Annotated in this window: 23 protein-coding genes; 10 read left to right on the plus strand and 13 right to left on the minus strand. The window is 64.5% G+C overall.

Going from position 1 to position 24,357, the window contains the following annotated elements:
* Window positions 1-58 precede the first annotated feature (58 nt).
* A complete protein-coding gene (mutL, locus tag ACOOE2_RS08665) occupies window positions 59-1,909 on the plus strand; it encodes a DNA mismatch repair endonuclease MutL (RefSeq protein ID WP_420382613.1) in 1,851 nt (616 codons plus the stop codon).
* Complete coding sequence (locus ACOOE2_RS08670) at window positions 1,909-2,364, plus strand: hypothetical protein (RefSeq protein WP_420382614.1); 456 nt, start codon at window positions 1,909-1,911, stop codon at window positions 2,362-2,364. Before mutL ends, ACOOE2_RS08670 begins: the two co-directional genes overlap by 1 nt.
* Before the next feature lie 37 nt (window positions 2,365-2,401).
* On the opposite strand, the gene ACOOE2_RS08675 is transcribed toward ACOOE2_RS08670, so the two are convergent.
* The 7 genes from ACOOE2_RS08675 to ACOOE2_RS08705 form a co-directional block, all read right to left on the minus strand.
* Entirely contained in the window at window positions 2,402-2,758 is a 357-nt protein-coding gene (locus tag ACOOE2_RS08675) for a hypothetical protein (RefSeq protein ID WP_420382615.1), read from the minus strand.
* A gap of 16 nt (window positions 2,759-2,774) precedes the next feature.
* Window positions 2,775-3,233 carry a MaoC family dehydratase gene (locus ACOOE2_RS08680; protein WP_420384581.1) on the minus strand — a complete coding sequence of 153 codons (459 nt, stop codon included), beginning with the start codon at window positions 3,231-3,233 and terminating at the stop codon, window positions 2,775-2,777.
* Window positions 3,233-4,333, minus strand: coding sequence for a redox-regulated ATPase YchF (ychF, locus tag ACOOE2_RS08685; protein WP_420382616.1), 1,101 nt, complete (start codon window positions 4,331-4,333; stop codon window positions 3,233-3,235). Before ychF ends, ACOOE2_RS08680 begins: the two co-directional genes overlap by 1 nt.
* Before the next feature lie 79 nt (window positions 4,334-4,412).
* Window positions 4,413-4,982: an aminoacyl-tRNA hydrolase gene (gene pth, locus ACOOE2_RS08690; RefSeq protein ID WP_420382617.1), complete on the minus strand. Its 570-nt coding sequence runs from the start codon at window positions 4,980-4,982 to the stop codon at window positions 4,413-4,415.
* 207 nt (window positions 4,983-5,189) lie between these two features.
* Window positions 5,190-5,792, minus strand: coding sequence for a 50S ribosomal protein L25/general stress protein Ctc (locus ACOOE2_RS08695; RefSeq protein WP_420382618.1), 603 nt, complete (start codon window positions 5,790-5,792; stop codon window positions 5,190-5,192).
* Window positions 5,793-6,094: 302 nt separating this feature from the next.
* Window positions 6,095-6,973, minus strand: a complete 879-nt coding sequence (locus tag ACOOE2_RS08700; protein ID WP_420382619.1) for a TraB/GumN family protein — start codon at window positions 6,971-6,973, stop codon at window positions 6,095-6,097.
* Window positions 6,970-7,875 carry a TraB/GumN family protein gene (locus ACOOE2_RS08705; protein ID WP_420382620.1) on the minus strand — a complete coding sequence of 302 codons (906 nt, stop codon included), beginning with the start codon at window positions 7,873-7,875 and terminating at the stop codon, window positions 6,970-6,972. The genes ACOOE2_RS08700 and ACOOE2_RS08705 overlap by 4 nt, the downstream gene beginning before the upstream one ends.
* A 104-nt stretch (window positions 7,876-7,979) precedes the next feature.
* Between ACOOE2_RS08705 and ACOOE2_RS08710 the strand changes: the two genes are divergently transcribed.
* From ACOOE2_RS08710 to ppdK, 3 genes are read left to right on the plus strand one after another with little or no spacing between them, the layout of a single operon-like run.
* Window positions 7,980-8,885 (plus strand): glycine--tRNA ligase subunit alpha, encoded by a 906-nt coding sequence (locus ACOOE2_RS08710; RefSeq protein WP_420384582.1) that lies wholly within the window; start codon window positions 7,980-7,982, stop codon window positions 8,883-8,885.
* A complete protein-coding gene (glyS, locus tag ACOOE2_RS08715) occupies window positions 8,882-10,930 on the plus strand; it encodes a glycine--tRNA ligase subunit beta (RefSeq protein ID WP_420382621.1) in 2,049 nt (682 codons plus the stop codon). Before ACOOE2_RS08710 ends, glyS begins: the two co-directional genes overlap by 4 nt.
* Before the next feature lie 53 nt (window positions 10,931-10,983).
* A complete protein-coding gene (ppdK, locus tag ACOOE2_RS08720; RefSeq protein ID WP_420382622.1) occupies window positions 10,984-13,647 on the plus strand; it encodes a pyruvate, phosphate dikinase in 2,664 nt (887 codons plus the stop codon).
* A gap of 78 nt (window positions 13,648-13,725) precedes the next feature.
* On the opposite strand, the gene ACOOE2_RS08725 is transcribed toward ppdK, so the two are convergent.
* Entirely contained in the window at window positions 13,726-14,532 is an 807-nt protein-coding gene (locus ACOOE2_RS08725) for a class I SAM-dependent methyltransferase (RefSeq protein WP_420382623.1), read from the minus strand.
* Between the two features lie 84 nt (window positions 14,533-14,616).
* Between ACOOE2_RS08725 and ACOOE2_RS08730 the strand changes: the two genes are divergently transcribed.
* The 3 genes from ACOOE2_RS08730 to ACOOE2_RS08740 all read left to right on the plus strand — a co-directional run bounded on the left by ACOOE2_RS08730 (window position 14,617) and on the right by ACOOE2_RS08740 (window position 16,746).
* Window positions 14,617-15,507 (plus strand): ComF family protein, encoded by an 891-nt coding sequence (locus tag ACOOE2_RS08730; protein WP_420382624.1) that lies wholly within the window; start codon window positions 14,617-14,619, stop codon window positions 15,505-15,507.
* 419 nt (window positions 15,508-15,926) lie between these two features.
* Window positions 15,927-16,262, plus strand: coding sequence for a phosphoribosyl-AMP cyclohydrolase (gene hisI / locus ACOOE2_RS08735; RefSeq protein WP_420382625.1), 336 nt, complete (start codon window positions 15,927-15,929; stop codon window positions 16,260-16,262).
* Between the two features lie 64 nt (window positions 16,263-16,326).
* Complete coding sequence (locus ACOOE2_RS08740) at window positions 16,327-16,746, plus strand: MerR family transcriptional regulator (RefSeq protein WP_420382626.1); 420 nt, start codon at window positions 16,327-16,329, stop codon at window positions 16,744-16,746.
* Window positions 16,747-16,795: 49 nt separating this feature from the next.
* Here ACOOE2_RS08740 and cysK read toward each other — a convergent pair whose 3' ends face one another.
* The 4 genes from cysK to tyrS all read right to left on the minus strand — a co-directional run bounded on the left by cysK (window position 16,796) and on the right by tyrS (window position 20,897).
* Window positions 16,796-17,713, minus strand: a complete 918-nt coding sequence (gene cysK, locus ACOOE2_RS08745; protein WP_420382627.1) for a cysteine synthase A — start codon at window positions 17,711-17,713, stop codon at window positions 16,796-16,798.
* On the minus strand, window positions 17,710-19,002 hold the full coding sequence (locus tag ACOOE2_RS08750; RefSeq protein ID WP_420384583.1) for an MFS transporter: 1,293 nt from the start codon (window positions 19,000-19,002) through the stop codon (window positions 17,710-17,712). Before ACOOE2_RS08750 ends, cysK begins: the two co-directional genes overlap by 4 nt.
* Before the next feature lie 111 nt (window positions 19,003-19,113).
* Window positions 19,114-19,452 (minus strand): PilZ domain-containing protein, encoded by a 339-nt coding sequence (locus ACOOE2_RS08755; RefSeq protein ID WP_420382628.1) that lies wholly within the window; start codon window positions 19,450-19,452, stop codon window positions 19,114-19,116.
* Window positions 19,453-19,652: 200 nt separating this feature from the next.
* Window positions 19,653-20,897 carry a tyrosine--tRNA ligase gene (gene tyrS, locus ACOOE2_RS08760; RefSeq protein ID WP_420382629.1) on the minus strand — a complete coding sequence of 415 codons (1,245 nt, stop codon included), beginning with the start codon at window positions 20,895-20,897 and terminating at the stop codon, window positions 19,653-19,655.
* A gap of 60 nt (window positions 20,898-20,957) precedes the next feature.
* Between tyrS and ACOOE2_RS08765 the strand changes: the two genes are divergently transcribed.
* Both ACOOE2_RS08765 and ACOOE2_RS08770 read left to right on the plus strand, forming a co-directional pair.
* Window positions 20,958-21,494 carry a DOMON-like domain-containing protein gene (locus ACOOE2_RS08765; RefSeq protein ID WP_420382630.1) on the plus strand — a complete coding sequence of 179 codons (537 nt, stop codon included), beginning with the start codon at window positions 20,958-20,960 and terminating at the stop codon, window positions 21,492-21,494.
* Window positions 21,491-22,702: an exo-beta-N-acetylmuramidase NamZ domain-containing protein gene (locus ACOOE2_RS08770; protein ID WP_420382631.1), complete on the plus strand. Its 1,212-nt coding sequence runs from the start codon at window positions 21,491-21,493 to the stop codon at window positions 22,700-22,702. Before ACOOE2_RS08765 ends, ACOOE2_RS08770 begins: the two co-directional genes overlap by 4 nt.
* Window positions 22,703-22,857: 155 nt before the next feature.
* Here ACOOE2_RS08770 and ACOOE2_RS08775 read toward each other — a convergent pair whose 3' ends face one another.
* Window positions 22,858-24,162, minus strand: a complete 1,305-nt coding sequence (locus tag ACOOE2_RS08775) for an MFS transporter (protein ID WP_420382632.1) — start codon at window positions 24,160-24,162, stop codon at window positions 22,858-22,860.
* Window positions 24,163-24,357: the final 195 nt, after the last annotated feature.

Consider the following 24,357-nt stretch of genomic DNA (forward strand, 5'->3'; position numbering starts at 1 on the left):
CGGGATAACCTGCGCCGCCCATCTCGAAAACCACCGGGTTCATCGCTAGAACACCAATATGGCACCACAAACACGCCAGATCCGCAGGCTTCCCGAGCATCTCGTCAACCGCATTGCGGCGGGCGAAGTGGTCGAGCGCCCGGCGAGCGCGCTCAAGGAGCTGATCGAAAACGCGATTGACGCAGGCGCCACGCAGATCGGCGTCCGCCTGACCGAGGGCGGCCTGGCGATGATCGAGGTCACCGACGATGGCTGCGGCATGCGTGCCGACGAGATCGCGCTGGCGCTCGAACGCCATGCCACGTCGAAACTGCCCGAAAGCCTGATCGGCAATGACGCCTTTGACGGTAACTGGGCATTGGAACGCGTGGTCACACTGGGATTTCGCGGCGAGGCCTTGCCCTCGATCGCGTCGGTCGCGCGGTTGACGATCGAGAGCCGGCCCGCGGGCGCCGAGCCGTGGAAACGCGTCGTCGATCATGGCGATCTGATCCACGATGGCCCCGCCGCGCTGCCCAGGGGCACGCGCGTGCGGGTGGAGGACCTGTTCGGCCGGGTGCCGGCGCGGCGCAAGTTCCTGCGCTCGGCGCGCAGCGAGTGGGCCGCCGCGCTCGATGTCGTGCGCCGGCTGGCGATGGCGCGGCCCGATATCGGCTTTACGCTGGAACACGATGGCCGGCGGGCGTTCCAGGTGCAACCCGATGACCGGCTCGATACGCGCGTGGCGCAGCTTGTCTCGCGTGATCTGGTCGCCAATTCGGTGGCGGTCGATCTGGTGCGCGATGACTATCACCTGGTCGGTGTCGCGGGTCTGCCGACATACAATCGCGGCGTTGCCGATCACCAGTATCTGTTCGTCAATGGCCGCCCGGTAAAGGACCGGCTGCTGATCGGCGCGGTGCGCGGGGCTTATGCCGATATGCTGGCGCGCGACCGGCATGCAGTGCTCGCGCTGTTCCTGACGCTTCCGGCCGAAGAGGTCGATGTCAACGTGCATCCGGCCAAGACCGAAGTGCGGTTTCGCGATTCAGGGCTGGTGCGCGGGATGATCGTGACGGGGCTGCGCCAGGCGCTGTCGGGCGGTGACCGCCGCACCGCACAGGCGCCCGATGCCGCTGCAATGCGCGCGTGGCAGGTCGAGCCGGTGGTGGATCTGCAAAGCACGCTGTTTGCGCGCCAGTCCGCGCCGGCTTCGTACGCCGCGCCGCGCCTGGCCGAAGCGGGTGCCGTCTGGCGCGACTATGAAGCGGGGGTCATGGCCCCGCTGGCGGCGCGCGCCGAGCCGGCGGCCGAGCCCGTGCCGATTGCCGCGCAACACCCGCTGGGCGTGGCGCGGGGACAAGTCGCGCGGACGTATATTGTTGCCGAAGCCGATGACGGGCTGGTGCTGGTCGACCAGCATGCCGCGCACGAACGCCTGGTGCTCGAACGGTTGCGCGCGGGCGGTGCAGGGCAGGGGCCAGATGGGGGAGGGGCGCCGTCGCAGGCGATGCTGCTGCCCGAAGTGGTCGAACTCGATGAGCCCGATTGCGACCGGCTGGAGGAAGCGGCGCAGGACCTCGCGCGTTTCGGGCTGGTGCTCGAACGGTTCGGCCCGGCGGCGGTGCTGGTGCGCGCAGTCCCCGCGGCGCTCGGCAAGGGCGATCCGCATGCGCTGGTGCGCGATGTTGCCGACGATCTGACGCGCAACGGCGCCAGCCTGCTGGTCGGTGAGCGGCTCGATCTGGTCTTGGCGACCATGGCCTGCCACGGATCGGTGCGCGCCGGGCGCGTGCTGTCGGTCGCCGAAATGAATGCGCTGCTGCGCGAGATGGAGGCGACGCCGCGTTCGGGCCAATGCAACCATGGTCGCCCGACGTGGATCAAGCTGGCGCACGGCGATATCGAGAAACTGTTCGGGAGGACGTGATGCGACAATTGGTCTGGTTTATCGAAGCACTGGGTCTGACGCTGGCCCTGTCGGCCTGTTCGGCGGGCAAGCCCGATCCGGCGCCGCAACTGGCACTGCAACCGATCCTCTATCCCGATATCGCGCAGAACAAATTGTATGGGTCCGGGTGCAACTTCGTCGCGTCGGATGGTGGCATGGGCGCGGTGTTCATGGCGCAGGATGCGCGCGGGCTGATGAAGCTCGACGGGCACATCGTTGCGATCCCGGCCGCGACCGACGCCACCGCATTGCCGCAGGGCGCGCACACGCATTATGCAGGGCCGCTGTATAGCGCGACATTGACGCAAAGTTCGGGCGGCAAGCCCAAGGTGAACGGCGTGGTCAACGATTTCGCCGCGCATCTGACCGTGTTCGACGCGCGCAGACAGCCGGTATACGACGCCGCCGGCGACGCACAGTGCAAACCGATGTGACGTTTTCCGGGGCCCCTGCCCGGACAGAACAGGGGCTCTAGTGAAACGACCCGCGCCGGCCTGACCGGACCTGGGCGGCGCGGTTCAGGTCGCGGGTGTAGGCGTGCAATCCCGACGATACGAGTGCGGCGGGGATATGCTGGCCTGCGGCATCGAGCGCTTCGATTGCGGTTTCCAACAAAGCAACGATGCCTGTTGGCGAATCGTTCTGCGCAAAGGCGACAGTTTTGAGAGCCGATTTCACGAATATTGCCTCGATACCGAATATTGCCCGGATCGGCATGACCCAGCACAACTGATCGTTTGCTGAATCGTTTGTGCAGCCTGTGTTCAGATCGGGAATGGCGAATTGCTGCAATGCCCATGAAACCGGGCTTTGGTGATATCGGCGCATCCGCTCTGCCCGGTCTTCAGTCGGCGCCCTGCGGATCGCGGGTCTTGACCATGGCGCGGCTGTTCATGCTCATCACCATCACGCCGTCCTGGTTGAACACGCGCGTGGCGGTCGTGAAAATGCCGCGATCGGGCTTCGACGCGCTACGGCGTTTTTCCAGCACTTCGGTTTCCACGCTCAGCGTATCGCCGGGGTAAACCGGGCGCAGCCAGCGCAATTCGTCGATGCCCGGCGATCCCAGGCCCTGATGCCCCAGCGCCTGGTGATTGGCGACGATCATCGCCATCGTCATGCCGCAGGTGTGCCAGCCGCTGGCGGACAGGCGCCCGAAATGCGTCTGCGCCGCGGCGGCATCATCGAGGTGGAACGGCTGCGGATCGAATTTCGTCGCATAGGCAATCACCTCTTCGCGGGTGACTGCATAAGCGCCGAACCGGTGGACTTCGCCCACGGCCATGTCTTCATAGAATTGCATCACACATTGAACCGGAAGTTGAGCACGTCGCCGTCCTTGACCACGTAGTCCTTGCCTTCCTGGCGCAATTTGCCCGCATCGCGCGCGCCGGCTTCGCCGCCCAGCGCAATGTAGTCGTCATAGCCAATCGTTTCCGCGCGGATGAAACCGCGTTCGAAATCGGTGTGGATTTCGCCTGCCGCCTGCGGTGCGCGCGCGCCCTGGTGCACTGTCCAGGCGCGGGTTTCCTTGGGCCCCACTGTGAAAAACGTGATCAGGTGCAGCAATTCGTACCCGGCGCGGATCACGCGGTTCAACCCGGTTTCGTGCAGGCCCATTTCGGCGAGGAACGCCAGGCGTTCCTCGCCGTCCATGCCGCACAGATCCGCCTCGATCGCGGCCGACACGATCACCGCCTCGGCGCCTTCGGCCTTGGCCTTGGCAAACACCTTGGCCGACAGCGCATTGCCCTCGGCGGCGCAATCTTCCTCGACATTGCAGACATACAGCACCGGCTTGGCTGTCAGCAACTGCGCCTGGGCAAACACGCGCTGTTCGTCCTCGTCCCTGGGCTGCGTCAGCCGCGCCGGCTTGCCTTCGCGCAACAGGTCGAGCGCCTGGCCAAGCACCGAGGCCAGCACTTTGGCCTCCTTGTCGCCCGAATTGGCCTTTTTCTGCGCGGCCGGCACGCGCTTTTCCAGGCTTTCCAGGTCGGCCAGCATCAGCTCGGTCTCGACCGTTTCGGCGTCCGAAATCGGATCGATACGGTTGTCGACATGCTGGATATCGTCGTTTTCAAAACAGCGCAGCACGTGGACGATCGCATCGACTTCGCGGATATTGCCCAGGAACTGGTTGCCCAGCCCTTCGCCTTTCGATGCGCCACGCACGAGCCCTGCGATATCGACAAAGCCCAGCTGCGTCGCGATGATCTTCTGGCTGTGCGCGATCGCGGCCAGTTTATCGAGCCGCGGATCGGGCACGCCGACATTGCCGACATTGGGCTCGATCGTGCAGAACGGGTAGTTGGCCGCCTGCGCCGCCTGCGTTTCGGTCAGGGCGTTGAACAGCGTCGACTTGCCGACGTTGGGCAGGCCCACGATACCGCAGCGAAAACCCATGTGCGTGTCACTTTCCAAAAAACAAACCGGTGGCCGCGCGATGGTATCCCTTTGCGCGAAGGTCAAGGGCGTAGGTCGGTCAACCCTGCTGGATCAGCGCGACATCGTTCATGAACCGCACGTCGTCGCCCGTCGCCAGCCACGGCGCCGCGCGTGCCACCGCGCCGAGCATATCCGCCAGGTCGTCGGTTTCGGCCTTGGCGTAATTGCCCAGCACATAGCTCAGCACGCGGTCCTTGTGTCCCGGGTGGCCGATGCCCAGCCGCACGCGGCGGAAATCGGCATCGGCGTGGGCTTCGATCGAGCGCAATCCATTGTGCCCGGCCGTGCCGCCACCCACCTTAACCTTGACCTTGTGCGGTGCGATATCGAGCTCGTCATGAAACACCGTCACCGCATCGGTGCCCAGCTTGTAGAACCGCATCGCCTCGCCGACCGCGCGCCCGCTTTCGTTCATGAACGTCGCGGGCTTCAGCAGGATCACGCGCTCGGTACCGATCCGGCCGTCCTGGACCCAGCCCTGGAATTTCTTCTGCACCGGGCCGAAGTCATGCACATCGGCAATCGTGTCGAGCGCCATGAACCCGACATTATGGCGGTTCAGCGCGTATTGCGCACCCGGATTGCCAAGACCCACCCAGATTTGCACGATTCTGCTCCTTCTTGCTCCCCTCCCCTTCAGGGGAGGGGCTGGGGGTGGGGCCTCTCGGCTATATTCCACGTTCGCATGAGCCTGGGCGAGTGGGGAGAGGCCCCACCCCAACCCCTCCCCTTCAGGGGAAGGGCTCGGAACAAAAAAGGACCCCTTCTCGCGGGCGAGAAGAGGTCCTTTTTGCAATCAGAACATCGGTCCCGATCAGGCCGCTTCGTCGCCTTCGACAGGTTCCGGTTCCGATGGCAACACGATCGTCGCGATCGTCGCGTCGGCTTCATGCGTGATGACCTTCACGCCTTCCGGAAGCGTCAGATCGGCCAGATGAATCGAATCGCCGATTTCCAACCCGGTCAGATCGACCGTGATATCGTTGGGGATCGCTTCGGGGATCGACACCAGTTCGAGCTCGTGCGCAACGATGTTGAGCACGCCACCCTTCTTGATACCGGGTGCGGCGTCTTCGTTGATGAACACCACCGGCACTTTGACATGCACGGCGTGCGTTGCCGAAACCCGCAGGAAATCGACATGGACCGGGCGGTCCGACACCGGATGAAACGCAACGTCCTTGGGCAGGGTGCGGATCACGGTGCCGCCATCGATTGTCAGTTCGACGATCGAATTGAGAAAATGGCCGGTGCTGAGCGCCTTGCGCAGCGCCTTTTCCTCAAGATGGATGGAAACCGGGGTCTGTTTGTCGCCATAGACGACGGCGGGTGTACGGCCGGCACGACGCAGCACGCGGGAGGCTCCCTTGCCTACCTGTTCGCGTGCTTCAGCCGACAGATGCAGCGTTTCGCTCATATGTCTGGTCCTTGCAAAATTTGAGAAACATTCGATAATTCCCGCCACGCCTCCAGGGATGACCATAACGGGAAGCGGCGGCGCATAGCGGGTTCGCGCAAAAAAGCAAGCGCAAGCAAATCCTCCCCGGCACGGGGAGGGGGACCGCCCAAAGGGTGGTGGAGGGGCGGTGCCTCGTGGCGCAAGCGGTGCGATGACGCGCAATCAAGCTTTTGACCTGGCGCACTGACCCCGTGGGAATCCCTGGGGCCCGGCCCCTCCACCACGCTTCGCGCGGTCCCCCTCCCCGTGCCGGGGAGGATTTAGTACACCCGCTTCACCGTCCAGCCCTTGGTTCGCAGCATCTCGGGCAAGCCATCGCGTCCCGACACATGCGCGGCGCCCACCGCGATGAACGGATGCGCCCCGCCACGCAGCAGGTTGTCGATCTGTGCCGTCCAAGCGCGATTGCGCGCGGTCAGCAGCGCCTCGTGCAGCGCGGGATCGGCCAGGAAATCGCTGTTGGCCTCTCGCGCCAGCCCCAGGTCATCGCCTTTGAGCCAGAGCGCCAGCATATCGGCATCGCTGTCGCGATGCGCCGTCGCCTCGCGCGCCACATCGGCCAGCAACAGGTTTTGCGCGCGAGCGGGCAAACCGTCGAACACCGCGAACTGGCTGTCCACCGTCTCCAGCCCCGCGACAGGCTTGCCCGCCATGCGCGCGCGCAATTGCGGCTCCACGCCATCGGCCGGATCGGCACCCTCCTTCTGCGTGGCCAGCGCCGAAATCTGCAACGCGACCGCCCACGATTCCTCGTCGCGAAATTTGTCATCGTTCAGCCCGAGCAGCTGATACGCGGCCAGCAACGCCTTGGCGCCTGCCGGATCGAGCCGCGCGGTGGGCGGGGGCAGGCCGGGGGTCATCGCCAGCCGCGCCAGTGCCTTGCCGGCAATAGCCGGATCGATCTGCTCGCCTATTTCCATCACCAGCCGGTCGGCCGACGCCATTGCGGCATCGATCGCCGGGCGCCGCCACACCGTTCCGGGCGGCAGCGAATGGACTGTGCCCAACAGCCAGCCGCCGGTCTTGCCGGGCCCGCTGATCGCCCATAGCGCGACTTGCGGCGTGGCGACATGCGCCGGCGCCTTGTGACAGGCACACAACAGCGTCAGGCCGATAACGACTATCCAGCGCCGCATCATTGCACGCGCACGGCCGAAATACCCGATTTCGCCAGCACCTGCTGCACGCTGCCGGTGCCCGCCAGATGCCCCGCGCCGATCGCCATGAACACCGACCCCGGCTTGTCCAGCCGCTGCGCAATCCACGCGGCAAAGCCCCGGTTGCGCGCGAGAATCAGCCGCTCGATCAACAGCGGATCATCCTTGCCTTCGTCTTCGTTCATGATCCTGGCCAGCGTCGTGGCATCGCCTTTGCCCCAGGCGGTCACCATTGCGTCGATTTCGCCATCGATCTTGTCGAAGTCGTCGATCACGTTTTTGAGATAGGCCAATTGCGACGCCTGCGGCAGGCCGTCGAGGATCGCCAGTTGTCCTTCGGGCGTTTCGATTCCGGTATGCTGGACCGCGCGTCCGGCTTCGCGCGCGGTCAGGCCGGCCTCGACCCCGTTGCGGGCATCATACCCCCGGCGCAGCACGGGCAAGGTCGACAGCGCGACTGCGGCATACCATGGCTTGTCGGGGTCGAGCCGATCGGCGCTCAGCCCGAACCGCGCAAGCCGTTCGGCCAGCGCCGCACGCTCGGCTTCGGGCAACAGCGCGGACAAGTGCTGGCCTGGCGGCAGCAACGCGCGCGCGGCCAGCGCGGTGCGGGTCGCATCGCCGCCGGGATCGTTGATTTCGGTTGCGACTTCGTCGGCGCTGTCCACGGCCTGGGCGACCGGGCCGGTCAGCCAGTTTGCGCCGGCGGGAAGCATATGGATCGTGCCGAACAGCCAGATCGTCGTGTCGCCGCGCGTGATTTTCCACAACGCTGGGTGAAGCGGCGCAGGAACCGCGCTGGACGTCGCATCCGGTGCGGCAAAGACAGGCAGGGGCGCGGCCAGCAGCAGCGCAAGCGCCATGCGGAAAGGGCGGAGTTTCATCATCCGGTGGCATGGCGCAGCGCGCTGTAGACGGCAAGCCTTATGCACGACGGTTGATTTGCCCGGGCGTATCGGCCAGATGCGCGCTTATGGCCGATACCCATATGTTCGAGGCCGGCACGACGCCGCCCAGCTTCCAGGATATGATCCTGCGCCTCCATGCCTATTGGAGCGCGCAGGGCTGCCTGATTTTGCAGCCGTTCGACATGCGCGTCGGGGCAGGGACGTTCCACCCTGCGACGACCTTGCGCTCGCTCGGCCCCGAATCGTGGAATGCCGCCTATGTGCAGCCCAGCCGCCGCCCGACCGATGGCCGCTATGGCGAAAACCCCAACCGGCTGCAGCATTATTACCAGTACCAGGTGATCATGAAGCCGAGCCCGGCGCATTTTCAGGAGCTCTATCTGGGCAGCCTGTTTGCGATCGGCATCGATCCGTTGCTGCACGATATCCGCTTTGTCGAGGATGACTGGGAATCGCCCACGCTAGGCGCGTGGGGCCTGGGCTGGGAAGTGTGGTGCGACGGCATGGAAGTCAGCCAGTTCACCTATTTTCAGCAGATGGGCGGGTTCGATTGCAAACCGGTTTCGGGCGAGCTGACCTACGGGCTCGAGCGGCTGGCGATGTATATTCAAGGTGTCGACAGCATCTACGACCTTCGGTTCAATCATGCCGGCGTCTCGTATGGCGACGTGTTCCTGGAAAACGAGCGGCAGATGTCGAAATGGAATTTCGAAGTCGCCGACACCGATACGCTGTTCAAGGGGTTTCAGGCGGCCGAGGCCGAATGCCAGCGCGCGATCGCGGCCGATGTGCCGATCGCGGCCTATGAACAGGCGATCGAGGCGAGCCACCTGTTCAACCTGTTGCAGGCGCGCGGCGTGATCTCTGTGCAGGAACGTGCCAGCTACATGGGCCGGGTGCGCGATTGCGCGCGAGGGTCGGCCAAGGCCTATATGGACAAGTTCAGCGACGAATGGGCCGTAAAATTCCCGGGGTGGAGCGCATGAGCGATTTCCTGCTCGAACTGCGCTGCGAGGAAATTCCCGCGCGGATGCAGGCCGGCGCGCGTGCCGATCTCGCACGGCTGTTTGCCAAGGCGCTGGACAGCGCCGGGCTGACGCCGGGCACAATCGACGTCTGGTCCACGCCCCGCCGTCTTGCGCTGATCGCGCGCGATCTGCCGCTGGCGACGCAGGCGATCAGCGAAGAGGCCAAGGGCCCGCACACGAGCGCGCCGCCCCAAGCGCTTGAGGGCTTTCTGCGTAAGACCGGGCTTGCTGTGGACCAGCTGGTCGATCGCGATGGCGTGTGGTTTGCCGTGATCGAAAAGCCCGGCCGCGCCACCGCGGATGTGCTGGCCGAAGCCATCCCCGCGCTGATCCGCACATTCCCCTGGCCCAAATCGCAACGCTGGGGCGATGCATCGCTGTCGAGCGAAAGCCTGCGCTGGGTGCGGCCGCTGTCGGGTATCGTCGCGCTGCTGGGCGGTGAGGTCATCCATTGCGAAATCGGCGGCATCGTCTCCGGCCGCGAAACAATGGGCCACCGGTTTCACCATACCGGCCCGATCACGATCGATGGCGCGGATGACTACGCCGCGAAACTGCGCGCCGCGCATGTGATCCTCGATCACACCGAACGCGAAAGCATCGTGCGCGAAGGCGCTCGCGCTGCTGCGGCGCACGCCGGGCTGGTGCTGGTCGAAGACGAAGGGTTGGTCATCGAAAACGCCGGCCTGACCGAATGGCCCGTGCCGCTGCTGGGCCGCTTCGACGAAGCGTTCCTGGCCGTGCCCCCGGAAGTCATCCAACTGACCACCCGCATCAACCAGAAATACTTCGTCACCGAAAATCCTCCCCGGAACGGGGAGGGGGACCATGCAAAGCATGGTGGAGGGGCCTCGCCCCAAGCGCAAACGCTGGCGAACGCGTTCATCTGCACCGCGAACATCGCCGCCACCGACGGCGGCACCGAAATCATCGCCGGCAACCGCAAAGTCCTGGCCGCGCGCCTGTCCGATGCGCGGTTCTTTTGGCAACAGGACCAGAAAACGCCGCTCGCCGAACAAGCCCAAAAGCTGTCGCGGATCACATTCCACGAAAAGCTGGGCAGCCTCGCCGACAAAGTCGCGCGCGTCGCGACGCTGGCCGAATGGCTCGCCAGCGAGGGCATCGTCCCCGGCGCAAACCCGGTTCAGGCGCGCCAGGCCGCCGAGCTGTGCAAGGCCGACCTTGTGACCGAAATGGTCGGAGAATTTCCCGAACTACAAGGGACTATGGGCGGATATTACGCGCGTGTCGAAGGACTGCCCGATGCGGTGGCCGACGCCATTCGCGATCATTACAAGCCCATCGGCCAAAGTGACGGTGTCCCGCACGCGCCCGTCACCGTGGCCGTGGCCCTGGCCGACAAGCTCGACACTCTGCGCGGGTTCTTTGCTGTCGATGAAAAGCCGACCGGATCGAAAGACCCGTTCGCCTTGCGCCGCGCCGCGCTCGGCGTCATCCGGCTCATCACCGATAACGGCTTGCGCTTCGGCGTTGCCGACGGTGATCTGCTCGCGTTCTTTGTCGATCGCCTGAAAGTCCAGCAACGCGAAGCCGGCGTGCGCCACGACCTGATCGACGCGATTTTTGCACTGGGCGGCGAGGACGATCTGGTGCGCGTGCTTGCGCGCGTCCACGCACTCCAGGCGTTCGTCGGCACTGATGACGGCATCAACCTGCTTGCCGGATACAAGCGCGCGGCCAATATCCTGAAAAAGGAAACCTGGCAGCCTGCACCCATGAATTACACGCCGGAACCTGTCGAAGCCGCGTTGCGTGCCGCCGTGGACCAGGCTGGGCCATCAGTTATCGCAAGCCTTGCCGCCGAGGATTTCACCGCTGCGATGGCCGCGCTGGCCAGTCTGCGCGCGCCGATCGACGCGTTTTTTGTATCCGTAACGGTTAATGATACGGACCCGTGCAAGCGCGCCAACCGGTTGGCGCTGCTTGACGAATTTCGTGCTGCGGTGCACAAGGTCGCCGATTTTTCACGTATCGAAGGTTAGGCGGCAGGGACCAACCCAGTCGTTGAAGGTTCAAACGAGAGGCCGTTCAAACCATGAGTGCATACGTATTCCAATTTGGTCCCGGCGCCCGTTCAACCGATCCTCGCTCGCGCGACAAGACGATAACCGGTGGCAAAGGCGCCAATCTGGCCGAGATGGCGGCGATCGGACTGCCGGTCCCGCCGGGTTTCACGATCAGCACCGAAGTCTGCACCCAGTACAACAGCCAGGGCAAGACCTTCGACGCCGATCTGCGCGCAGCCGTGGCCAATGGGGTTGCGCATATCGAGCAATCGACCGGCCGCAAATTCGGCGATGCGATCACTCCGCTGCTGGTGTCGGTTCGTTCCGGCGCGCGGGTATCGATGCCCGGGATGATGGATACCGTGCTTAACCTGGGGCTCAACGACGCGACGGTCGAAGGCCTTGCCACTGGCTCGGGCGATGCACGGTTCGCATGGGATTCGTACCGCCGGTTCGTGCAGATGTATTCGGACGTGGTGCTCGGGCTCGACCATCACCGGTTCGAGGATGCGCTGGAGATCGTCAAGGAAGACAATGGCTTCTACACGGATACCGAGATGCAGGCCGAACATTGGCAGGCGCTGGTTGCGCAATACAAGACCATCGTTGCCGAAGAACTGGGCCGCCCCTTTCCGCAGGATGTGCATGAACAGCTGTGGGGTGCAATCGCAGCGGTGTTCGACAGCTGGGAAAGCGATCGCGCGCGCGTCTATCGCCGCCTCAACGACATTCCCGCCGACTGGGGCACGGCGGTCAACGTGCAGGCGATGGTGTTCGGCAACATGGGCGAAACCTCGGCCACCGGCGTTGCATTCACCCGCGATCCCGCCACCGGTACCAAATCGTATTACGGCGAATGGTTGGTCAATGCGCAGGGTGAAGACGTCGTCGCCGGGATCCGCACCCCGCAATACCTGACCAAAGCCGCGCGCGAGGCCGCGAATGCCAAGCCGCTGTCGATGGAAGAGGCGATGCCCGGCGCCTATGGCGAGCTGGCGGCGGTGTTCGAGCTGCTGGAAAAACATTACGCCGATATGCAGGATATCGAATTTACCGTCGAACAGGGCAAGCTGTGGATGCTGCAGACCCGTTCGGGCAAGCGCACCGCCAAGGCCGCGCTGAAAATGGCGGTCGACATGGTGTCGGAGGGCCTGATCGACCAGGCCACCGCAATCCGCCGCATCGATCCGATGGCGCTCGACCAGCTGCTGCATCCCACGCTCGACCCGACCGCGCCGCGCGATGTGCTGACGCGCGGACTGCCGGCATCGCCAGGGGCTGCCTCGGGCGCGGTGGTGTTCGATGCCGATACCGCAGAACGCCGCGCCGAACGCGGTGATGCGGTGATCCTGGTCCGTGTGGAAACCAGCCCCGAAGACATTCATGGCATGCATGCGGCGCGCGGCGTGCTGACCGCGCGCGGTGGCATGACCAGCCACGCGGCGGTCGTGGCACGCGGCATGGGGCGCCCGTGCGTATCGGGCGCATCGGCAGTGTCGATCGATCTTGCCAAACGCGTGGCGCGGATCGGCGATCGTCAGGTTGCCGAGGGCGATGTGATCACGCTCGATGGATCGAACGGCGAAGTCATGTGGGGCGAAGTGCGCACGGTCGAGCCCGAACTGGTCGGCGATTTCGGCGTGCTGATGGCCTGGGCCGATGGCCATCGCCGCATGAAAGTGCGCGCGAATGCCGAAACCCCGCACGACTGCCAGGTCGCGCGCCAGTTCGGCGCCGAGGGCGTGGGACTGTGCCGCACCGAACACATGTTCTTCGACGCCGGCCGCATCACGTCGGTGCGCCAGATGATCCTGGCCGACGACGAGGCCGGCCGCAGCGCCGCGCTGGCCAAGTTGCTGCCCGAACAGCGTGCCGATTTCACCGCGATTTTCGAAGTGATGGCGGGGCTGCCGGTCACTATCCGCCTGCTCGATCCGCCGCTGCACGAATTTCTGCCGCATAGCGATGCCGAATTCGGCGAAGTGGCCGAAGTCACCGGCCTGGGCATCGATCACCTGAAGCGCCGCGCGGATGAATTGCACGAATTCAACCCGATGCTCGGCCATCGCGGGTGCCGGCTGGGGATCACGTTCCCCGAAATCTATGCGATGCAGGCGCGTGCGATCTTTGAAGCGGCAATCGATGTCGCGGCGAAATCAGGCGAAGCGGTCGTGCCCGAAATCATGATTCCGCTGGTCGCGACGAAAAAGGAACTGCAGATCCTGCGCGCGCTGGTCGACAAAGCGGCGGATGAAGTCTTTGCCGAGCGCGGTACCAGCCTCGATTATATGGTCGGCACGATGATCGAACTGCCGCGCGCTGCGCTGATGGCGCACGAGATCGCCGAAGAGGGCAAATTCTTCTCGTTCGGCACCAACGATCTGACGCAGACCACGTTGGGCGTCAGCCGCGACGATGCCGCGCGGTTCCTCAATCCCTATGTGGAAAAGGGGATCTATCCGCGCGATCCGTTCGTCAGCCTGGATATCGAAGGCGTCGGGCAACTGGTCGAGATCGCGGTCGAACGTGGGCGCAGGACGCGGCCCGACATCAAGCTGGGGATTTGCGGGGAGCACGGCGGCGATCCGGCGTCGATCGCGTTCTGCGAAAAGGTCGGGCTGGATTATGTCTCGGCGAGCCCGTACCGCGTGCCGATCGCACGGCTGGCCGCGGCGCAGGCGGCGCTGGGGTGAAGCTCGTTCCTATCGCGGCAGCGCGCTGACCTTTTCTCATGACGTGTGTGGGGAGGGGGGTAGAGGCGCCTCTTGATCTCAGAACTTCGGTGGCTTGAGCGCTTTTGCCCAGCCTGACAGCGTCAGAATCTCGAACGTCTCCGTCACGCGGCCCTCTTCCGCCAGTTCCGCAAACGCCGTTTCAGCGCGCGCCAGCGCCGCTTTGCTCAAGGGCGCACCGCCGCGTGCCAGACAGGCCGACAGGCCCTGCGCGCGCAAGTCGCCGACCAATTTGCCAAGCGTGCGATAGCTGGCGCGCAGCGAGTGGCTGTCGACCACCGGGTCGGCAAAGCCGGCGCGTTGCAGCAGTTGTCCGCCGGCGCGCACATCGATTTGCGGATGCAGGCGCGGGGCCGGGCGATCACCATCGGCGGCCAGCATGATCGCGCGCATCGCAGGCAGGCTGCCCGCGCCCGGAATGGCGATAATCGCCAACCCGCCCGGCGCCATGGCACGGCGCAGGTGGATCAGCGCGCCGGGCAGGTCGTTGACCGTATCGAGCGTGCCCAGGCTTACGACCAGGTCGAATCCCTGCCCAAACGGCAGCGGCTGTTCTTCGTCGATCGCGATCGCATCGAACCCCGGTGCGGGGTCCGCGCGAGTCACGGCAACGCCCTGCGCCCGCAGGGCGGCCGAGAGCGCGCCTGTAACATCCCCGACAACCAGCGCATTTGCCGGCTGGTGGCGCAGGAACGCAAGCCGATCGACCACATCCTCGACCATGTCGTCGGTGATGAAGCGTGCCGCATCTGCCTGCATCTGCAACGCGCGCATCCGCCGGCGCAGGGCGATGCGGCGCGCGGGCGCAAATATCACGGGCGGGCTATTGGAGGGAGGACTGGTCATTGGGCCATCCCTGCCGCTGTGAGTGGCTCTTGCCAAGTCCGTCGTGACGCCCGAGAAGTGTTTGGTGACAAGCGGGGGCGGGTGATGAACACCACAAGTTTCAAACGCAGTGTCGCCCCGTTGGTCGATCTGGTGTTTCCGCCGCGCTGTCCGCTGTGCGGCGGAGCAGTCGCCGAGCATGGCGGATTGTGTGTGGAATGCTGGAGCGGCCTGATCATCCCGGGCGAACCGTGCTGTGCGAAATGCCAGCGGCCGCTGCCCGATCGTGTGGCGGCTCAGGGCATCGATGCGGCACTGGCGCTGGCTGACGCCGCGCAAGGCGAATGGATTTGTGCGCCGTGCCTGGCCGATCCGCCCAAACATGCCGGAATCGCGGCTGCCACGATCTACAACGATGTGTCACGGCAACTGATCCTGTCGTTCAAGCATGGGCGCAAGATTGCGCTGGCAGACCTGATGGTGCGGCTGATGGTGCCCCGCCTGCCGATGCTGGAGGGCGAATGGGTGTTGGTGCCTGTGCCGCTGCACCGCTGGCGGCTGTGGCGGCGCGGGTTCAACCAGTCGGCACTGCTGGCGCGGGGCCTCGCGCGCGCAGTGGGGCAGGTGCTGTTGGTCGACGCGCTGCAACGCCCGCGCGCCACGCCAACGCTTGGGCATCATGGCAAGACCCGGCGCGCCGCGCTGTTGCAGGGCGCGATCCGGGGCAACCCGGCGCACGCCGCGCGGTTGAAAGGGGCCAATGTCGTGTTGGTCGATGATGTGTTGACCAGCGGAGCGACGACCGATGCGTGTCTGGTGGCCTTGCGCAAATGCGGCGTGAGCCGGGTGCGGGTTGCGTGTTTTTCGCGCGTGCTCGATGAAACAAAGGCCATCGACACGCATTTCGGAAGGCACGCAGGTGGAACAACGCCCCCCCGCGAAGCCTGGCGCACAAACAATGACGCCCGAAGCGTAAGCTCCGGGCGTCAGTCGTGACGAAGTTTCAGCGAAGCTGGCAAGTTTGCACTCACCAAGCGGCCCCCCGACCGCCAACGCTTATAGTCCCTCATGTTCTCCTCACCAGGCGATTCAACGCACCGGCCTGGCGAAGTATTTCCCTGAACTTTGGCGCCTTGTCACGCCTTACGGCGTTGGATTTATGCGCCGCCCTTGCGGGCGGTCCAGATTGCGGTTCCCTCAAACCGCGTATTCTGTGTGCCGCGAATGGGGCCGCGTGGAAACGAGATTGTAACATACACCAGGATTTCGCCTCTCCCCTGTGGTTATCCTGCAACAAATAGAGCATAGGGCGCGCTCCACGCGATCAATTGCCCAAGGATCCAGCGATTTTGGTGCCCGAATCGACCCCAGCAAAGTCCGAAAATCCAGATTTGAGAGAATCGGGCAGCGTGTTCATGCCGCGATTCGACTCGCTCGGGCTGGTCACCGCAATTGCGACCGATCGTGCCAGCGGCCGTCTGCTGATGCTGGCGCATATGAATGCCGAAGCGATCGCGCGCACGCGCGAAACCGGCATGGCGCATTTCTGGTCGCGGTCGCGCCAGAGCCTGTGGATGAAAGGCGAAACGTCGGGCCACGTGTTGCGCGTGATCGAGATGCGTGTCGATTGCGACCAGGATGCGATCGAACTGGTGGTCGATGCGGCAGGGCCGGCCTGTCATACCCTTGCGCAAAGCTGCTTTTACCGCCGGATTACCGATGATGGATCGCTCGAGCGGATTGACGTTTGACGCTTACGTAAAGGACAGCTAGCCTCGGGCGATGTCCACGTTGTCACCTTCGCTTGCCGACCCCATGACGGGGGATCATACCGGCCATCTGCATCAACCCGATGCACTGGCTCGCGATACATACACGATTTCCGATCTATCGGCCGAATTTGGCGTAACCGCGCGCGCGCTGCGGTTTTACGAGGACGAGGGGCTGATTGCGCCGACCCGTAACGGGCTGGCGCGAATCTATTCGAAACGCGATCGCGCGCGGCTGGCCTGGATCATGCGCGCCAAGAATGTCGGGTTCAGCCTGTCGGACATCCGCGACATGATCGACCTGTATGATCGCGGCGACGGGCGCAGCGAGCAACGCCGCGTCACGATCGCGAAATGCCGCGAACGCATCGAAAACCTGCACCGCCAGCATCACGATATCGAAGCGACGATCGCCGAACTGACCAGCTTTGTCGCGCTGGTCGTCGCGCAGGACAGCAAAGGCTGATCGTTCCCCGGCTTTGACCCAGGAACGACGTGTTGGCGGTCGCGTGTTGTTACTCCGGCAGGAAATCGGGGACCGACAGATAGCGTTCGCCGGTGTCGTAGTTGAAGCCCAGCACGCGGTTTCCGGCGGGCAATTCGGGCAGTTTCTGCGCGATGGCCGCCAGTGTCGCGCCCGAACTGATCCCGACCAGCAGGCCCTCAACGCGCGCGCTGCGCCGGGCCCATTCCTTGGCGTCGGCGGGGTCGACCTGGATTGCGCCCTCGATCGACTGCGTATGCAGGTTGCCGGGGATGAACCCGGCGCCGATACCCTGGATCGGATGCGGCGCAGGCTGGCCGCCCGAGATGACCGGCGACAGCGTCGGCTCGACCGCCCAGGCTTTCAGATGTGGCCAGTCCTGTTTCAGCCGTTCGGCGCATCCCGTCAGGTGCCCACCGGTGCCGACCCCGGTGATCATCGTGTCGATCGGCGAGTCGCGGAAATCGTTGAGTATTTCCTGGGCCGTCGTGGCGACATGCGCCGCGATGTTTGCCGGATTTTCGAATTGTTGCGGCATCCACGCGCCGGGATGTTCGTCCAGCAACTGGTTGGCGCGTTCGAGCGCGCCTTTCATCCCGCGCTCGCGCGGGGTCAGGTCGAATGTCGCACCATAGGCCAGCATCAGCCGGCGGCGTTCGATCGACATCGAATCGGGCATGACCAGGATCAGGCGATAGCCCTTGACCGCAGCGACGAGCGCCAGGCCGATGCCGGTGTTGCCCGAGGTCGGCTCGACAATCGTGCCGCCGGGCTTCAGGCTGCCATCGGCTTCGGCCGCCTCGATCATGGCCAGCGCGATGCGGTCCTTGATCGATCCGCCGGGGTTGGATCGTTCGCTCTTGATCCACACCTCGTGGTCGGGGAACAGGCGGGCCAGCCGGATGTGAGGGGTCTGGCCGATCGTCGCAAGTACGGAATCCACTTTCATGTCGCTTGCTCCTTCAAGGTGTTTTCGGGTTCTGCGTAAGTCGTTGCAAACGTGCGCGCGCGGCGCAATTCGGGAAAAGCCCAGGTCCAGATCAGCGTTACGGCAATCGCGCCCAGCCCGCCGAACACCACCGCGCCGGCTGCGCCAAGCAGCGCGGCGGCCAGTCCCGATTCCATCTCGCCCAATTCGTTCGAGGCCGAAATCGCCAGGCCCGAAATCGACGAAACCCGTCCGCGCACCGCATCGGGCGTATGCAACTGCACCAGTGTGCTGCGAATGAACACCGAAACCATGTCCGCCGCGCCCAGCAGCGCGAGCAGGCCCAGCGACAGCACAAAATTGCGCGAGATGCCGAATGCGGCAGTGGCCGCGCCAAACACCGCGACCGACATCAGCATGCGCGCGCCAACGTCGTTTTCGATCGGCCGCCGGGCAATCACCAGGCCGATCGCCGATGCGCCAAGGCTGGGCATGGCGCGCATCAGCCCCAGCCCGAACGAACCGACCGCATGCCCGTTCCACATGAGAATATCGCGCGCATACACCGGCAGCAAAGCGGACGCGCCACCCAGCAACACCGCAAACAGATCGAGCGTGACGCAGCCCAGCAGAAACCGGTCTTGCCAGACATAGGCCAGGCCATCGAGCATCTGCCGCAAGGGATGCACATGCGCATTGCCCGACGGCGGCGGTACGGGGCGAATGCGGATGATGGCGGTGGCAGCGATCACCAGCAGGACAGTGGCCACGCCATACGGCAGCGCGGGATTGAGCGCAAACATCACGCCGGCCAGCGCCGGGCCACCGATCGATCCGACCTGCCACGACATGGCGCTGATCGCGATCGCGCGCGGCATCAGCGCGGCCGGCACGATATTGGGCGCGATCGACGATTGCGCGGGGCCGATGAACGCGCGGATCGCGCCGTGCAGTGCCGCCAGCGTGAACAGGAATGGCAGCGACAACGTTCCCAATGCGGTGATCAAAGTCAACGCAAGCGCCACCAGGACATCGAGCGCAGTCGCCAGCGCGGTGATATTGCGCCGGTCAAACCGATCGGCAATGACGCCCGCAACCGGCGCCAGCAGGATCTGCGGCAGGAACTGGACAAGCCCAAGCAGACCGAGCTGAAATGCCGCGGCCCTGATCGACATGCCGTATGTGCCGCGCGCGACATCGTACAATTGATAGCCGAGCACGACGACCATGCCGCTGGTCGCAAATACCGAGGCGCAGCGCGCGACCCAGAACTTGCGGTAATCGGCAATCGCCAGGGGCGAGGCGGGCATCGGGAAGGATGTGGAATCGGTCACGCCTCGCAGGCATGACAGCGCGGCGACGGCTTGCCAAGAGATCAAACGTTTGGCGCGCTAAATCTCAACTGAATTGCTTGATAAAAATCAGTGGGTCGGACGCAACCGTGGATTGGGCTGAAGCGATTTGATCATCTTGCCAAAGTCATCCGCGCGAATGATGCGTTCAAATTGAAACCCCGCACGATCGCCTTCCGACCATACCAGAAATGCCTCGATCCGGCCGATCTGCGGCAGGCGTATCGTCACGCGCTCGCCCCGCCCGAAATCCAGCGCACCACGCGTCATGAAGCCGGTGGTCGATACGTTGATCAGCTGCAGCTTTACATCGCCGATGCGGCGATGTTCGGCGATCACCGGCAGGTCCACCGGATGGCGGGTGGAATTTCGCTGGTCCGTGACCGATAGTTGCGCCCCGCCTGACATCGGCATTCCTTTTGCGTGATACGAATTCGATCGTGCCCGTACAGGCCGACAGGGCCAGCGGGCGTCTCACGGTTATCGGGGCAATTGGCTTATAATTCGTAAAACCGGCGGCAAACCCTTGCCGGGTAGGGCAACTGTTTGCCGGACATAGTTTGATAACGGTTTTGGCGCTGCAGATAGCATTCTGGTTTCAAACGAAATTACGCGCGTCGCAAGATCCCGTGCTTTTTCTTGCCCGACGACAGCCGCGCTTCGCCGCCCGTCAGCACGATCACATGATTTTCATCGCTGATCGCCGCGCCGTCGACCCGCGCGCCGCCTCCCGCGACCAGGCGCTTGGCCTCGCCGCGGCTGGCGGCAAAGCCCAAAGTGATGAGCGCGTCGATCACGCCGATGCCATCGGGGCCGACATCGGCGGTGGGCAGATCCTGGCCGATGCCGCCGCCGGCAAAGGCGGCCGCTGCGGTCGATTGCGCGGCGGTCGCTGCGTCGGGCCCGCGCACCAGCGTGGTCACTTCATTGGCCAACACCACTTTGGCGGCGTTGATCTCGCTGCCGGCCAGCGCTTCGAGCCGGGCGATTTCATCAAGCGGCAGATCGGTAAACAGCCGCAGGAACCGGCCGACATCGCGGTCGTCGACATTGCGCCAGTATTGCCAGAAGTCGTAACCCGGCAGGCTGTCTTCATTCAGCCAGACTGCGCCGTTGACACTCTTGCCCATTTTCGCGCCATCGGCGGTCGTCAGCAGCGGCGTGGTTGCGCCGTACAGCTCGATTGCATTCATCCGCCGCGTCAGCTCGATGCCGTTGACGATATTGCCCCACTGGTCCGATCCGCCGAGCTGCAGCCGGCAGCCATGGCGCAGCGCCAGCTCGCGGAAATCGTAGGCCTGGAGAATCATGTAGTTGAATTCGAGGAAGGTCAGCGGCTGTTCGCGATCGAGCCGGGTTTTCACCGAATCGAACGCGAGCATGCGGTTGACCGTGAAATGCGGGCCGACACTGCGCAGTAGGTCGATATACCCCAGTTCGGACAACCAGTCGTCGTTGTTGACCATAATGGCGTCGGTCGGGCCCCCGCCGTTTGTATCGGCGCCGAAATCGAGCAGGCGATGAAACACCTGCGCGATGCTGGTGATGTTCGCGTTGATCAGCTCGGTCGTCAGCAGCTTGCGCGTTTCGTCCTTGCCGCTGGGATCGCCGATCTTGGTGGTGCCCCCGCCCATCAGCGCGATCGGCTTGTGCCCGGCCTGTTGCAATCGGCGCAGCAGCATGACCGACGCCAGATTGCCGATATGCAGCGAAGACGCGGTCGCATCGAACCCGGTATAGGCGGTCACGATCGAAGTGGTGGCCAGCGTGTCGAGCCCGTGACCGTCGGTGAGCTGATGAATATGCCCGCGCTCTGACAGCAGGCGGAGCAGATCGGACTTGAATTGCGTCATGACGGCCTTCTATTCGCAAGGTTTGCGATGGTGCAGCGCGCCTAGCATGGAGTTTTCACGTTGCAAACTTTTGGCCTGCTTGCCCACCCGGCGCATCCGCCCGCGGCCGTACGCTGTGTGACCACGCGGGTGTTGTCGATGGACGCGAACTGGTGCGTGTTGCGGTGGAAAATCGAGGGCGCCGCAGGCGTGGTCGTGCCTGCCTTTGCCGGCAATGGGCGTGCCGACGGCTTGTGGCGGACGACGTGTTTCGAGCTGTTCGTGGCGGGGCAGCGCGGCTACGCCGAATTCAACTTCGCCCCGTCAGAACGCTGGGCGGCCTACGATTTTACCGGATACCGCGAGGGCATGGCCGATCGCGCGATGGCGCGCGCGCCGGTGATCACGCCCCGCCGGGGCGGGGATGTGCTGTTTTGCGATGTGGCGATCGCGTCTGCGCAATTGCCGCCGCTGCCCTGGCGGTACGCGCTGACGGCGGTGATCGAGGAGGCGGGCGGGGTGAAATCGTTCTGGGCGCCGGTGCATGGCGGAGAACGGCCCGATTTCCATGATCCGGCTTGCCTTGCCGGCGTGCTTGCGGCACCGATCGGGGCATGACTTCTGTCCGCTTCGGCATAGACCGCCTGATCACCGATCCTGCATTGCGCCAGCCGCTGATCGGGCGGCGCGTGGCCTTGGTCGCGCATCCCGCCTCGCTTACGGCCGGCCTGGTCCATTCGCTCGATGCGCTGGCGGCCTTGCCCGAGATCAGACTGACCGCCGCATTCGGCCCGCAACACGGGCTGAAAGGCGACAAGCAGGACAACATGGTCGAAACGGCGGATTTCCATGATCCCGATCATGGCATCCCGGTGTTCAGCCTCTATGGCCAAGTGCGCCGGCCGACCGCGGCGATGATCGAGACCGCCGATGTGTTCCTGTTCGATCTGCAGGATCTGGGCTGCCGGATCTACACATTCGTGACGACGCTGCTGTACCTGCTCGAAGCCGTTTCGGGCACGGGCAAGGCGGTGTGGGTGCTCGATCGGCCCAATCCCGCCGGCCGCCCGGTCGAGGGTATGACGCTGTTGCCAGGATATGAAAGTTTTGTCGGCGCGGGGCCGATGCCGATGCGCCATGGGCTGACGCTGGGTGAGATGGGCCGCTGGTTTGTCGATCACTTCGGGCTCGATGTCGATTACCGGGTGATCGCGATGGACGGGTGGCAGGGCGATGCCGCGCCCGGGTTCGGGTGGCCCACCGATCGCATATGGATCAATCCGTCGCCCAATGCGGCCAGCCTGAACATGGCGCGCGCCTATGCCGGAACGGTCATGATCGAAGGCGCAACCGTGTCCGAAGGGCGCGGGACGACGCGGCCGCTGGAAGTGCTGTTCGGCGCGCCCGATGTCGCTGCGCGCGACGTGCTGGCAGAAATGCAGCGGTTTGCGCCGCACTGGATGAGCGGCTGCGCGTTGCGCGAATGCTGGTTCGAACCGACGTTTCACAAACACGCGCACCAGGCGTGTTCGGCGCTGATGATCCATGCCGAGGGGCCATATTACGACCACCACGCGTTCCGGCCATGGCGGCTGCAGTCGCTGGCGTTCAAGGCCATCCGGACGCTGTATCCCGACTACCCGCTGTGGCGCGATTTCCCGTACGAATACGTCGAGAACCGGCTGGCGATCGATGTGATCAACGGCGGTCCGGGGTTGCGCGAATGGGTAGATGACCTGGGCGCGACGCCTGGCGATCTGGAAGCTCTGGCGACGCGGGATGAGGCGGCGTGGGTGACCGAAACGCGGCGGTATCGGCTGTATTAAGGCGGGTGCAGTAGCTCGGCACGCCAGACCGCGTCTCCTCACCGCGCCGAATAAATCCTACCCATCCACTACGTCACCCCGGATCAAGTCCGGGGAGACGTGTGGGGTGGGGGAGTACCCGGATATCCGAAGTTGGCGCGTGGTGAGAGGTTGTCTTACGCCGGCACCACCCCACGCGCACGCCCGCGCCGAATGCTCATCGGCGCGCTTTCGGGCAGGAACAGCATTGCGACCAGGCTCGTGCAGGCGATCGCCATCATGTAATAGGCCAGCACCGCCGGATTGTGGGTAACTTCGATCAGCCACGCCAGGACCGGCTGGGTCGATCCGCCCATCGTCGTCACAGGGATAGTATAGACCAGCGCAAACGCGCGTGCGCGCATGCCGCGCGGCAGGCTTTCGGCCACGGCGGTGAACGCGGCGGAAAACGGCATCGTGCCCAGGCCCGACAGCACGAGATTGACCACCACGAACGCCGCCACTGTGGGCGCGCCCAGAAACCAGGCGAACATCGGCAGGATCAGGATCACGAACCCCAGTTGCGGCCAGATCATCGCCGGGCGCCGCCCGACCTTGTCGGACAGCCAGCCGCCGATGATCGCGGTGACCATGCCCGCACCATTGCACGCCAGATCGCCCGCCATGCCGACCCACGCCGGCAGGTGCAGCGTATGCTGCGCAAAGGTCGCCATATACAGAAAGATATACGTCGTCGTGGTACCCGTGCCGATGATCACCATGCCCAGGATGACGATGCGCCAGAACCCGGCCGGCGTCGCCGACAGGGCTTCGGCCTCGGTCATCGGCGTTTCGGCATGCGCTGGAAAATCGGGCAGGCTCGACCGGATCACCAGCGCGAACGGCAGGATCAGCGTGCCCGCGAGCAGCGCGATACGCCAGCCGAACGCCGACAACTGGGCATCGTCGAACACCAGGCTGAGCATGAAGGCGACCAGCGCGCCGACGGTGAATGCCACCATCTGGCTGGAATTCTGCCAGCTCGAGGCCCAGCCGCGCCGTTCGGGCGGGACGGCTTCGAGCATGTAGGTCGTCGCCGCACCGACTTCGCCGCCCAGCGCAAACCCCTGGCACAGCCGGGCGCAGATCGCGATGATCGGCGCGGCAATGCCGATCGTGGCATAGCCCGGCGTCAGCGCGAGCGCGAAGATCCCGGCGCCCATCAGCAGCATTGAAAGGAACATGCCCTTTTTGCGCCCGACCCGGTCGGCATAGCCGCCGATGACCCAGGCGCCGATCGGCCGCGCGGCAAATCCGGCGCCGAATGTGGCAAGCGATCCCATCAGGCTGAGAAAGCTGGACGTCGAGGGAAAAAACGTGTGGCCGATCTGAATCGCGAAGTAGGCGTACGTCACGAAATCATAGAATTCGAGCGCATTGCCGCACGTGGCCGCGATGATCGCGCGGCGGGCAATGCGGGCGTCATGCGCAGACGAAGCCATGGATTTCCTTTTTCGGGTGGGCGCGGGGTATGGGGCACTAATCAGTCTGCGCTGCGACAGGTCAAGGCGGCGGTGCACCTTTTTTGGATTTCACGAGTTTACGCCTCACAAATGTCGCTCTCGTCTCCCCGGACTTGATCCGGGGTCCCGCTTCTTCTCTGGCTTTGCGCGGAAGAAAGCGGGGTCCCGGATCAG

Origin of the sequence: Novosphingobium sp., from assembly GCF_965214355.1 — a bacterium.
Lineage (GTDB): Bacteria > Pseudomonadota > Alphaproteobacteria > Sphingomonadales > Sphingomonadaceae > Novosphingobium.

Excerpts from the sequence above, each read along its gene's own strand:
- ACOOE2_RS08695 (WP_420382618.1), bottom strand. The coding sequence starts at position 5,792 with ATGAGCGAAACGCTGCATCTGTCGGCTGAAGCACGCGAACAGGTAGGC.
- ACOOE2_RS08700 (WP_420382619.1), bottom strand. The coding sequence starts at position 6,973 with ATGATGCGGCGCTGGATAGTCGTTATCGGCCTGACGCTGTTGTGTGCC.
- ACOOE2_RS08755 (WP_420382628.1), bottom strand. The coding sequence starts at position 19,452 with ATGTCAGGCGGGGCGCAACTATCGGTCACGGACCAGCGAAATTCCACC.
- ppdK (WP_420382622.1), top strand. The coding sequence starts at position 10,984 with ATGAGTGCATACGTATTCCAATTTGGTCCCGGCGCCCGTTCAACCGAT.
- ychF (WP_420382616.1), bottom strand. The coding sequence starts at position 4,333 with ATGGGTTTTCGCTGCGGTATCGTGGGCCTGCCCAACGTCGGCAAGTCG.
- mutL (WP_420382613.1), top strand. The coding sequence starts at position 59 with ATGGCACCACAAACACGCCAGATCCGCAGGCTTCCCGAGCATCTCGTC.
- ACOOE2_RS08730 (WP_420382624.1), top strand. The coding sequence starts at position 14,617 with ATGAACACCACAAGTTTCAAACGCAGTGTCGCCCCGTTGGTCGATCTG.
- ACOOE2_RS08675 (WP_420382615.1), bottom strand. The coding sequence starts at position 2,758 with ATGCGCCGATATCACCAAAGCCCGGTTTCATGGGCATTGCAGCAATTC.
- hisI (WP_420382625.1), top strand. The coding sequence starts at position 15,927 with ATGCCGCGATTCGACTCGCTCGGGCTGGTCACCGCAATTGCGACCGAT.
- ACOOE2_RS08775 (WP_420382632.1), bottom strand. The coding sequence starts at position 24,162 with ATGGCTTCGTCTGCGCATGACGCCCGCATTGCCCGCCGCGCGATCATC.
- cysK (WP_420382627.1), bottom strand. The coding sequence starts at position 17,713 with ATGAAAGTGGATTCCGTACTTGCGACGATCGGCCAGACCCCTCACATC.
- ACOOE2_RS08680 (WP_420384581.1), bottom strand. The coding sequence starts at position 3,233 with ATGCAATTCTATGAAGACATGGCCGTGGGCGAAGTCCACCGGTTCGGC.
- tyrS (WP_420382629.1), bottom strand. The coding sequence starts at position 20,897 with ATGACGCAATTCAAGTCCGATCTGCTCCGCCTGCTGTCAGAGCGCGGG.
- glyS (WP_420382621.1), top strand. The coding sequence starts at position 8,882 with ATGAGCGATTTCCTGCTCGAACTGCGCTGCGAGGAAATTCCCGCGCGG.
- ACOOE2_RS08770 (WP_420382631.1), top strand. The coding sequence starts at position 21,491 with ATGACTTCTGTCCGCTTCGGCATAGACCGCCTGATCACCGATCCTGCA.
- ACOOE2_RS08725 (WP_420382623.1), bottom strand. The coding sequence starts at position 14,532 with ATGACCAGTCCTCCCTCCAATAGCCCGCCCGTGATATTTGCGCCCGCG.
- ACOOE2_RS08740 (WP_420382626.1), top strand. The coding sequence starts at position 16,327 with ATGACGGGGGATCATACCGGCCATCTGCATCAACCCGATGCACTGGCT.
- ACOOE2_RS08710 (WP_420384582.1), top strand. The coding sequence starts at position 7,980 with ATGTTCGAGGCCGGCACGACGCCGCCCAGCTTCCAGGATATGATCCTG.
- ACOOE2_RS08750 (WP_420384583.1), bottom strand. The coding sequence starts at position 19,002 with ATGCCCGCCTCGCCCCTGGCGATTGCCGATTACCGCAAGTTCTGGGTC.
- ACOOE2_RS08705 (WP_420382620.1), bottom strand. The coding sequence starts at position 7,875 with ATGAAACTCCGCCCTTTCCGCATGGCGCTTGCGCTGCTGCTGGCCGCG.
- ACOOE2_RS08670 (WP_420382614.1), top strand. The coding sequence starts at position 1,909 with ATGCGACAATTGGTCTGGTTTATCGAAGCACTGGGTCTGACGCTGGCC.